Consider the following 11449-nt stretch of genomic DNA (forward strand, 5'->3'; position numbering starts at 1 on the left):
ACACCTACGCCGAAATCACCCTCCCACCCGAAGCCCACCCCCACACCCACACCTTCACCATCCACCCCGCCCTCCTCGACGCCGCACTCCACGCCAACCTCTTCCACGAGAGGGACAGCCAGGCGGACGCCTCGGGCCCGCGGTTGCCCTTCGCCTGGAGCGGGGTGACCGTGCATGCGACGGGTGCGACGGCGCTGCGGGTACGGGTGACCTCGCACGGGAGCGACGAGGCGTCGGTGCTCGCCACGGACGCGACCGGAGCTCCGGTCATCTCCATCCGTTCGCTGGCCGCGCGTGCGGTCAGCGCCGAGCAGTTGGCGGCGGCGGACCGCTCCGGCGACGAGGCCGGCGCGCTGCTGCGACCCGTGTGGAACGAGCGTGCCGAAGGGGCCGCGGCCGGGGCCCCGGCGGGTGACTGGGCCGTGGTCGGAGTCGCCGCCGACGAGTCGATTGCCGCGGCGTTCGGCTCCGACGTGCCGGTCTTCGCCGACCTCGACTCGCTCCGGGCCGCCCCGGGTCCCGCGCCGGAGACCGTGGTGCTCGTCTGCGCCGCCGACCCGGCGGACGACCGGGAGGGCGGCGGGACCCTCGGCCGGATGCGCACCGCCACCACGCGCGTGCTGGAAGCCGTGCAGGGCTGGTTGGCGGACCCGGGGTTCGCGGACTCCCGTCTCGTCGTCCTCACCAAGGGGGTCACCGGTCCCGGGCCCGTGCGCGGTGCCGGCGTGGACCTGGTCCACGCCCCGCTCGCGGGTCTGGTGCGCTCGGCGCAGGCCGAACGGCCCGAGGCCCGGCTCCTCCTCCTGGACTGGGACGGCTCCGCCTCGTCGTACGAGCGACTGGCCGGGGCCGCCACCGCCGAGGGCGCCGAACTCGCACTGCGTGAGGGCGGTCTGTGGGAGCCCCGGCTCGTCAGGGAACAGCGGGGTGCCGCCGGCTCGGCGTCCGCAACGGGCCTGGACCCGGAGGGCACCGTGCTCATCACGGGGGGCACGGGTGGCCTGGGTGCCGCCGTCGCCCGGCACCTGGTCGATCGCCACGGCGTCCGCCGTCTGTTGCTGGTGAGCCGTAGGGGTGGGAACGCGCCGGGGGCGGAGGAGCTCCGTGCCGAACTCGGCGCGTCGGGTGCGGAAGTCCGCGTCGTCGCCTGCGACGTGGCGGACCGCGCGGCGCTGGAGAAGTTGCTGGGTGAGGTGCCGGCTGCACATCCGCTCACCGCGGTCGTCCACACGGCCGGTGTCGCCGACAACGGTCTGATCGAGACGCAGACCGCGCAGAGCCTCGACGCGGTCCTGCGTCCCAAGGCCGACGCCGCCTGGCACCTGCACGAACTGACGCAAAATCAAGAACTCGCGGCGTTCGTGTTGTTCTCCTCGACCGCCGGGCTCTTCGTGGGCGCGGGACAGGCCAACTACGCTGCTTCCAACGTCTTCCTCGACGCGCTCGCACGGCACCGGGTGGCCGAGGGGCTACCGGGGCTCTCGCTGGCCTGGGGCCTGTGGTCCGAGACCTCGGGCATGGGCGGCGAGCTGGTCGAGGCCGATCTGGAGCGGATGCGACGCATGGGCCTGCGCCCGCTCGACACCGGTGCGGCGCTCGACCTGTTGGACGCCTCGCTGGCGCTGGACGGGCCGGTCCTGGTGCCGGTCGGTGTGGAGACCTCGGTGATCGGTTCGTCTGACGGGGGGTCGGTGCCCGCGCTGCTGCGGACGCTGGTGCGCACGCCGATGCGGCGGGCCTCCTCCGCGGTGGCCCAGGCCCCCGCGGCGGCCGAGGCGCTCTCCGAGCGGTTGTCCGCGTTGGACGACGCCGATCGCAATCTGCACCTCCTCGATCTGGTGCGGGAGAACGCGGCTGCGGTGCTCGGTCATTACAGCGGTGAACTCCTCGATCCGGAAAGGCCGTTCAAGGACGTCGGATTCGACTCGCTGGCCGCGGTGGACCTGCGCAACCTGCTCAACGTGGCCACCGGCCTCAGGTTGCCCGCCACCTTGGTCTTCGACTTCCCCACCCCGGCCTCACTCGCCGCCCACCTGGCCGGCGAACTGGTTCCCACGCTCTCCTCGGGACAGTCGCTGGGCGCGGAGATCGACCGCTTGGAGTCGGCGTTGCTGGCCTCGCCGCTGAGTGACGGCGGGCCCGAGGACGACTACACCGAGGTGACCGGCAGGCTGGAGACCCTGTTGCGCACGTGGCGGGACCGACACGGCTCGGTGCTCGGGACCGGAGTCCGTACCGACTTCGAGTCGGCCACCGACGACGAACTGTTCGCCGCGCTCGACGGTGAGGTCGGACTGCCGTAGCGGAACGCGGGCGGTGGCGGGACCGACCGCCACCCGCCCCGTCCTTCCCCGCCCCGCGGCCCCGCGCCCGTTCCCGGATGCTCGCCCTCCGGCGCGCCCCCATGGCCTCCTCCTGACCTCCCGCCCGCATCCTCTCCGGCTCCGACTGACCCCAGATTGGTTCAGACACCGATGGCGAATGACCAGAAACTGCGTGAGTACCTGCGGCGCGCGACGGCAGAGCTGCACGAGACCCGCCGTCGGCTGCGCGAGGTCGAGGACGGTAGGCACGAGCCGATCGCCATCGTCGCGATGGGCTGCCGGTACCCGGGCGGGGTGACCTCTCCCGAGGACCTGTGGCGCGTCGTGGACGAGGGGGTCGACGTCGTCGGGCAGTTCCCCACCGACCGGGGCTGGGACATGGACGTCCTCTACGACCCGGAGCCCGGGCGCCCGGGGCGCAGCTACGTCCGTGAGGGCGGCTTCCTCCACGACGCGGGCGACTTCGATCCGGTGTTCTTCGGGCTGAGCCCCAGGGAGGCTCCGGAGACCGACCCCCAGCAGCGGCTGCTCCTCGAAACCACCTGGGAGACCTTCGAACGCGCGGGCATCGACCCGGGCTCCCTCAAGGGCAGCAGGACCGGGGTGTTCGCCGGGCTGATGTACCACGACTACGCCGGCGGCAGCGCCGCCGGCAGCCTGGTGTCGGGGCGGATCGCCTACACCTTCGGCTTCGAGGGACCGGCGGTGACGGTGGACACGGCGTGCTCCTCCTCGCTGGTGGCGCTGCACCTCGCCGCCCAGGCCCTGCGGGGCGGCGAATGCTCGCTGGCGCTCGCGGGCGGCGTCACCGTGATGGCGGGCCCCGGCATGTTCGTCGAGTTCAGCGAGCAGCGCGGGCTCGCCGCGGACGGCCGCTGCAAGTCCTTCGCCGGGGCCGCGGACGGAGCGGGCTGGTCGGAGGGCGTGGGCGTGCTGTTGCTGGAGCGGCTGACGGACGCCCGGCGCAACGGGCACCCGGTGCTCGCGGTGATACGGGGCAGTGCGGTGAACCAGGACGGTGCCAGCAACGGCCTCACCGCCCCCAACGGCCCCTCCCAACAACGCGTCATCCGCCAGGCATTGCGGGACGCCCAACTCGCGGCCAGGGACGTGGACGTGGTGGAGGCGCACGGCACCGGCACCGTCCTCGGCGACCCCATCGAAGCCCAGGCGCTCCTCGCCACCTACGGCCGGGACCGCCCCGCGGACGATCCCCTCTGGCTCGGCTCCGTCAAGTCGAACATGGGGCACGCACAGGCCGCTGCCGGAGTCGGCGGTGTCATCAAGATGGTCGAGGCCATCAGACACCGCAGGCTCCCGCGCACCCTGCACGTGGACGAGCCGACGCCACAGGTCGACTGGAGCGCGGGCAACGTCCGGCTGCTGACCGAAGCGGTCGACTGGGAGAGCGACGCGCCCCGTAGGGCGGGCGTTTCCGCCTTCGGGCTGAGCGGCACCAACGCGCACGTCATCATCGAGGAGGCGGCCGCGGGGGAGGCGCCCGCCGACCCCCCGCCCGTCGCCGAGCCGGGCCCGTTGCCCCACCTGCTCTCCGCCCGCGACGAACGGTCGTTGCGGGCCGCCGCGGCCCGACTGCGCACCCGGCTCACCGCCGACCCGGGCGCCTCGACGGCCGACGTCGCCTTCTCCCTGGCCACCACGCGGGCCTCCTTCGACCGGCGGGCCGTCGTCGTCGCGGACGACCGAGAGGGGCTGCTGCGCCGCCTCGACGCGCTGGCCGCAGGCGAGGAGGACGCCGGGGTCGTCCGGGGCACGCCCCGGGGGCCCGGGGGACGCACGGCCTTCATGTTCACCGGCCAGGGTGCCCAGCGACTGGGCATGGGGCGGGAACTGTACGCGTCCCAACCCGCGTTCGCCGCCGCGTTCGACGCCGTCACCGCCGAACTCGATCCGAGGCTCGACACCCCCGTCCGCGAGGTGATGTGGGCGGCCGACTCCGAGCACAACGCGGCCGAGCTGCACCTCACCGGCCGTGCCCAGGCAGCACTGTTCGCCGTCGAGGTCGCCCTCTTCCGCGTGTTGGAAGGCTGGGGCGTCCACCCCGACCTGCTGATCGGCCACTCCGTCGGGGAGATCGCTGCGGCCCACGTCGCCGGGGTGTTCACCCTGGCCGACGCCTGCGCGCTGGTGGCCGCCCGCGGACGGCTCATGCAGGAACTGCCCGCCGGGGGCGCCATGGTGGCCGTCGAGGCGACCGAGGAGGCCGTCCTCCCGCTCCTGGACGAACGGGTCGGTGTGGCCGCCGTGAACGGGCCCTCGGCCGTGGTCCTCTCCGGCGACGCGGACACGGTCCTCGACATCGCCGACCGGCTGCGCGAGGGGGGCGCCAGGACCTCCCGGCTGCACGTCAGCCACGCCTTCCACTCCCCGAGCATGGAACCGATGCTCGGAGACTTCCGCAAGGTCGTCGAGGCGATCCCGATGAGCGCCCCCCGGCTGCCGATCGTCTCCAACCTCACCGGGAAACTCGCCGGAGACCACGAACTGACGACCGTCGACTACTGGGTGCGGCACGTACGCGAGACGGTCCGCTTCGCCGACGGCGTCGCCACCCTCCTGGAGAACGGCGTCCGCACCTTCGTCGAACTCGGCCCCGGCGCCCACCTCACGACCCTCGCCCGACAGTGTGCCGCCCCCGACGAGGGCCTCCTCTTCGTCCCCCTGCTGCGGGCCGACCGCCCGGAGCGGGAGACCTTGTTCACCTCCCTCGCCGAACTCCACGCACACGGCGAACGGATCGCCTGGCCGCGGGTCGCCGAAGGCTGGGGCGGTCGTCGGGTGGACCTCCCCACCTACCCCTTCCAGCGGCAGCGCTACTGGTGGGAGGGGGACTCCGCCGCCTCCGCCACCGCAGGCGGCGGGGGACCGGGCGGCGCGGGCGACGCCGCGTTCTGGGACGCCGTGGCACACGCCGACACCGGTGCCCTCGCCGACGCGTTGCGCGCCGAGGGCGCTCCACGCGACTCGCTGGACGCCGTACTCCCGCTGCTCGCGGCCTGGCGCAGCCGCCGCGTGGCCGAAGCCACCGCCGACGCCCGGAGCTACCGCGTCGACTGGCAGCACCTCGTCGAGCCCGCCGCCGACCCCGCCGCGGCCGTGGGCACCTGGCTCCTCGTCGCCCCCGACGAACCCGCCGCCGACCGTTGGGCCACCGCGCTCGGCGAGGCCCTGGGCTCCCTCGGCGCGACGGCGCGCACGGTCACCGTGGACGCAGCCGAACTGGCCCGCCTCGACGCGGTCGGGGACCCGACCGGCACCGACGCCGCCCGGCGTGCGCTCGGTGACCGGCTGCGCGCCGCGCACGACGACGGCGGGCCGGTGCGCGCCGTGCTCTCCCTGCTCGCCCTCACCACCGGTGCGCACGGCCTCGCCGCCACCGTCTCCCTGGCCCGGGCACTGGGCGACACCGACCTCGACACCCCCCTGTGGTGCCTGACCAGCGGCGCCGTCGCGGTCAGCGGCGCCGAAGAACTGCCCCACCCGGAGCAGGCCCAGGTGTGGGGCCTCGGCCGGGTCATCGCGCTGGAACATCCGCAACGCTGGGGCGGCCTGGTCGATCTGCCGCCCGTGCCCGACGAGCGCTCCGCGAGGCGCCTGGTCTCCACCGTCGCCGCGGGCACCGGGGCCGAGCCCGAGGACCAGGTGGCGGTGCGCCCCGCCGGCGTCTTCGGACGCCGCCTCGTCCACGTCCCCGCCGACACCACCCTCGCCGGCGCCGGCGCCGGCTGGCACCCGCACGGCACCGTCCTGGTCACCGGCGGCACCGGCGCCCTCGGCGCGCACGTCGCCCGCTGGCTCGCCCGGCGCGGCGCCGAACACCTCGTCCTCACCAGCCGCCGCGGCCCCGCGGCCCCCGGAGCCGAGGAACTGACCGCCGAACTCACCGCACTCGGCGCCCGGGTCACCATCGCCGCCTGCGACGTCGCCGACCGCGCCCAGCTCGCGACGCTCCTCGACACCCTGCCCGCGCAGCACCCGCTCACCGCCGTCCTCCACACGGCGGGCGTCCTGGACGACTGCGTGCTGGATTCCCTCACCCCCGACCGGCTCGACGGCGTCCGCCGACCGAAGGCGGAGGCCGCACGCCACCTGCACGAACTCACCGCGGACCGGGACCTGACCGCCTTCGTCACCTTCTCCTCCGTCGCCGGCCTGCTCGGCAGCGCGGGGCAGGGCGGCTACGCCGCCGCCAACGCCTACCTCGACGCCCTCGCCCAGCACCGCAGGGCCCTCGGCCTCGCCGCCACCTCGGTGGCTTGGGGCCCCTGGGACGGCGGCGGCATGGCGGGCGAGGAGGCGTCCCAGGAACGCTCCTGGTGGCGCGGCCTCGCCCCGATGGACCCCGAAGCGTGCCTCACCGCGCTCCAACGGGCCCTGGACGGACCGTCGTCCTGCGTCGGCGTGCTCGACGCCGACTGGCCGAGCCTCGCGGCGGGCTTCACGGCGACCCGGCCGAGCGCGCTCATCGGAAGCCTCCCCGAGGTCCGCGCCCTCGCCGCCACGGGTGCCGGTGCCGACCCGGCCGGTCCCGCCGAGGCCGCCCCCGACCTGGTCGTCAGGCTCGCGGCGCTGCCCGAGGGCGAGCAACGACGCGAGGTGCTCGACCTGGTGCGCCGACAGGTCGCACTGGTCCTCGCCTACGACGACCCCGCCGCGGTGCAGTCGAGCCGCGCCTTCAACGAACTCGGGTTCGACTCGCTCACCTCGGTCGAGTTCCGCAACCGCCTGGGCGCCGTGACCGGACTGAAGCTCCCGGCCACCCTGCTCTTCGACTACGCCAACCCGGAAGCGCTGGCCGACCACCTGCACGGCGCGTTGTGCCCGAGCGGGGCGGCCGTGACCGTGCCCGTACTGGCCGAGCTGGAACGCATCGAGTCCGTGGCCGCGGCCCTCTCCCCGGAGGAGATCGAACGCAGCCGCATCAGCCACCGGCTCCGGGCCCTGGTCGCCGACCTCGACGCCCGGGCCGCCGCCGGCGCCGGACCGGGTGACCCCGGGTCCACGGCAGGCCCCACGGTCGTCGAGCGCCTCGACACCGCGACGGCCGAGGACGTCTTCGACTTCCTCGACAAGGAACTCGGGCTCTCCTGAGCCGTAGTCCAGCACCCAGCCCACACCACTCTCTTCCCGAACCTCCCGCGCAGGCTGCTTCCGGGAGATGACCGACGGCGAGGCCCCGATGGCGAACGTGAACGAAGCGAAGCTCCTCGACTACCTGAAGCGGACCACCGCGGACCTGCATGCCACGAAGCAGCAGCTCCGGGAGATGGAGGAGGCGGGCCAAGAGCCCATCGCCATCGTCGCGATGAGCTGCCGGCTCCCCGGCGGCGTACGGAGCCCCGAGGACCTGTGGCGGATGCTGGCCTCGGGCGGTGACGCCATCGGGGACTTCCCCGAGGACCGGGGCTGGGAGACCGAGACCGCCACCGGCGGCTCCGGCGACGCCGACTACGCCCACAAGGGCGGATTCCTCTACGACGCGGGCCAGTTCGACCCGGCCTTCTTCGGCATCTCGCCCCGTGAGGCGCTCGCCATGGACCCCCAGCAGCGCCTCCTGCTGGAGACCGCCTGGGAAGCCTTCGAGCGCGGCGGCATCGCACCGGACTCGCTGCGCGGAGGCCGCGTCGGCGTCTTCGCCGGCACCAACGGGCAGACCTACTTCGAACTGAAGCTCCCCGAAGAAGCCGAGGCGTACCTGTCCACGGGCAGCAACGCGGCCGTGCTCTCCGGTCGCGTCTCCTACACCCTGGGCCTCGAAGGCCCTGCGGTGACGGTGGACACGGCGTGCTCCTCGTCGTTGGTGGCGCTCCACCTCGCCATCCAGTCCCTGCGCAAGGGCGAGTGCGCCCTCGCGCTCGCCGGCGGCGCGACCGTGATGGCCACCCCCGACCCCTACATCGCCTTCAGCAAGCAGCGCGGGCTCGCCGCGGACGGCCGGTGCAAGGCCTTCGCGGAGGCGGCGGACGGCACGGGCTGGTCCGAGGGCGTCGGCCTGCTGCTGGTGGAGCGGTTGTCGGACGCCCGGCGCAACGGCCACCCGGTGCTCGCGGTGGTGCGCGGCTCCGCGGTCAACCAGGACGGTGCCAGCAACGGCCTCACCGCCCCCAACGGCCCCTCCCAACAACGCGTCATCTGGGACGCCCTGGCCAGCGCACGGCTCTCCGCGGACCAGGTCGACGCGGTCGAGGCGCACGGCACCGGCACCGTCCTCGGCGACCCCATCGAGGCCCAGGCGCTCCTCGCCACCTACGGTCGCGACCGGGCCGCCGACAAGCCCCTGTGGCTCGGCTCCGTCAAGTCGAACCTGGGCCACACCCAGGCCGCGGCGGGGGTGGCGGGCATCATCAAGATGGTCATGGCCATGCGCCACGGAACCCTGCCCAGGACCCTCCACGTCGACGAGCCGTCCACCAAGGTCGACTGGACCTCCGGCCACGTCCGGCTGCTGACCGAAGCCGTCGAGTGGGACGGCACCGCACCGCGCCGGGCAGGCGTGTCCTCCTTCGGCATCAGCGGCACCAACGCCCACGTCATCCTCGAACAGGCCCCCGAGGAGGAGCGCGCCCCGCAGGAGGCCGTCGAGCAACCGGGGCGCTCCCTGCCCGTACTCTGCCCCGTGTCCGCCGCGAGCCCGGCAGCGCTGCGTGCACAGGCCGCACAACTGGTGGAACTACTGGAAGGCGCGGACGCTCCGCCTCTCAGCGACATCGCAGCGGCGCTCGCCACCACGCGCGCCCAATTGGAGCGGCGCGCCGTGGTCGTGGGCACCGGACGCGATGACCTGCTCGCGGGACTGCGGGCGGTTGCCGATGGGGAGAAGGCCCCCCACGTCGTGGAGGCCGCGGTGACCGACGGCCGCCTCGCGTTCCTGTTCACGGGTCAGGGTGCGCAGCGGTTGGGCATGGGGCGTGGGTTGGTGGAGGCGTTCCCGGTGTTCGCGGATGTGTTGGACGAGGTGTGTGGGCATCTCGACGCGTCGCTTCCGAGGCCGCTGCGCGAGGTGATGTTCGCCGCCGAAGAGTCCGACGAAGCCGCACTCCTGGATCGTACGGAGTTCGCGCAGCCGGCGTTGTTCGCGGTTGAGGTGGCGTTGTTCCGGTTGGTGGAGTCCTGGGGGGTGCGGCCGGATGTGGTGGCGGGGCATTCGATCGGTGAGATCGCTGCCGCGCACGTGGCCGGGGTGTTCTCCCTCGCCGACGCAGCCGCTCTGGTCGCGGCCCGCGGCCGGCTGATGCAAGCCCTGCCCGAAGGCGGCACCATGGCCGCCGTCCAAGCCACCGAAGACGAGGTGCGTGCTCTTCTCGGCGAGGCCATGGACGCGTCTATCGCCGCGATCAACGGGCCGAACTCCGTGGTCGTTTCGGGCACTACCGCCACCGTGGGCGCCGTCGTCGACGCGTTCAAGGCCCGGGGTCGTAAGGCGACCTACCTGAAGGTGTCGCACGCCTTCCACTCGCCCCTCATGAACCCCATGCTCGACGAGTTCACCCAACTCGCCCACACCCTGGACTACAGCGAACCCACCCTCCCCTTCGTGTCCACCGTGACCGGGACGCACGCTGATCCCGCCGAACTGGCCAGCCCGGAGTACTGGGTCACCCACATCCACGAAACCGTCCACTTCACCGACGCGATCCACACCCTCATCGAAGACGGTGTCACCCGCTACCTGGAAATCGGACCCGACACCACCCTCACCGCCCTCACCACCCCACTCCTCCCCGACCACACCCACGCCCACGCCCTCCTCCACCGCAACAAACCCGAACCCCACCACACCCTCACCGCGCTCGCCCACCTCTGGACCCACGGCCACCCCATCACCTGGACCACCCACATCCCCCACACCCACACCCGGCCCGTAGACCTCCCCACCTACCCCTTCCAACACCAGCACTACTGGGTCAAGAACGTCTCGGAGACCGGCAACATCGCGTCGGCCGGACTGGACTCCGCCGACCACCCGTTGCTAGGCGCCGCGATGATGCTCGCGGACTCGGACGGCGCACTGTTCACCGGACGCCTCTCCGCGGCCAGCCACACCTGGCTCGCCGATCGGGTGACAGTCGGGACCGTGGTGTTCCCCGAGACCGGTTTCGTGGAGTTGGCCGTCCGCGCGGGTGACCAGGTCGGTTGCGGGGTGGTGGAGGAGCTGACGCTGGAGGCGCCGTTGGTGCTGCCCGAACGCGGCGGAGTGCAGGTGCAGGTCACCGTGGGGGCGCCGGCGGGCCACGCGGGAACCCGCCCGGTGCGGGTCTACTCGCGTGCCGAGGAGAGTGCGGGGGACGCCCCCTGGACGCTGCACGCCCTCGGTGAGCTCGGTACCGGCGGGCGCGCCGTGGCGGACGAGTCCGACCTCGGAGCGTGGCCGCCTGCCGGGGCGACCCCCGTGTCGGTCGAGGACCTGCACGAACGGTACGCGGAGGCGGGGCTGACGTACGGCACCGTCTTCCAGGGGCTCCGCGCCGTCTGGCGCCTCGATGACGAGCTGTTCGCCGAGGTCGCCCTGCCCGAGCAGGCGGCGAAGGACGCCGAGCGGTTCGGCTTGCACCCTGCGGCGTTGGACGCCGCGGTCCGAAGCCTGGCGCTGCTCGACTCCGCGGCCGAGGCCGGGCGCCCCGCACGTCCGCGGTTGAACGCCGAGTGGCGCGGGGTCACCCTGCACGCCACCGGTGCGTCCTCGTTGAGGGTGCGGCTGTCACCGCTCGGCGGTGACAGCTTCACCGTGCACGTCGCCGATGCCATGGGCGAGCCCGTCGCCTCGGTGGAGTCGCTGACCGTGCGTCCCACCACGGCCGCCGAACTCGCCGGCGGCAGCGGCCTGAGCTACCCGGAGTCGTTGTATCGGGTGGAGTGGGTGGTGGCGGGTGGTTCTGGGGTGGGTGGTGTGGGTGGTTCTGTGGATGTGGTGGATGTGGTGGATTTTGATGATGTGGTGTCGGGTGTGGTGGTGGGTGTGCCTGGGGTGGTGGTGTTGCGGGCGTTTGGTAGTGGTGTGGGTGGTGTGGGTGAGGGTGTTTCGGGGTTGTTGGAGCGGGTGTTGTTGGGGGTTCAGTGGTGGTTGGGGGAGGAGCGGTTTGGTGGTTCGCGGTTGGTGGTGTTGA

Annotated in this window: 3 protein-coding genes; all 3 read left to right on the forward strand. The window is 73.3% G+C overall.

What is annotated here, in order from left to right; translation table 11 throughout:
* Positions 1-2303, forward strand: a 2303-nt coding sequence (locus tag ABT092_RS30170; protein ID WP_351249559.1) for a type I polyketide synthase, incomplete at its 5' end; no start/stop codon positions are given.
* A gap of 171 nt (positions 2304-2474) precedes the next feature.
* A complete protein-coding gene (locus ABT092_RS30175) occupies positions 2475-7436 on the forward strand; it encodes a type I polyketide synthase (protein ID WP_351249561.1) in 4962 nt (1653 codons plus the stop codon).
* A 97-nt stretch (positions 7437-7533) separates the two neighbouring features.
* A partial coding sequence (locus ABT092_RS30180; RefSeq protein WP_351249563.1) for a type I polyketide synthase occupies positions 7534-11449 on the forward strand: 3916 nt, incomplete at its 3' end.

The sequence above is a fragment of the Streptomyces sp. NPDC002490 genome, from assembly GCF_040296045.1.
GTDB lineage: Bacteria > Actinomycetota > Actinomycetes > Streptomycetales > Streptomycetaceae > Streptomyces.

What these genes read in the sequence shown, in the direction of transcription:
- ABT092_RS30175 (WP_351249561.1), top strand. Translation starts at nt 2,475, where the DNA reads ATGGCGAATGACCAGAAACTGCGTGAGTACCTGCGGCGCGCGACGGCA.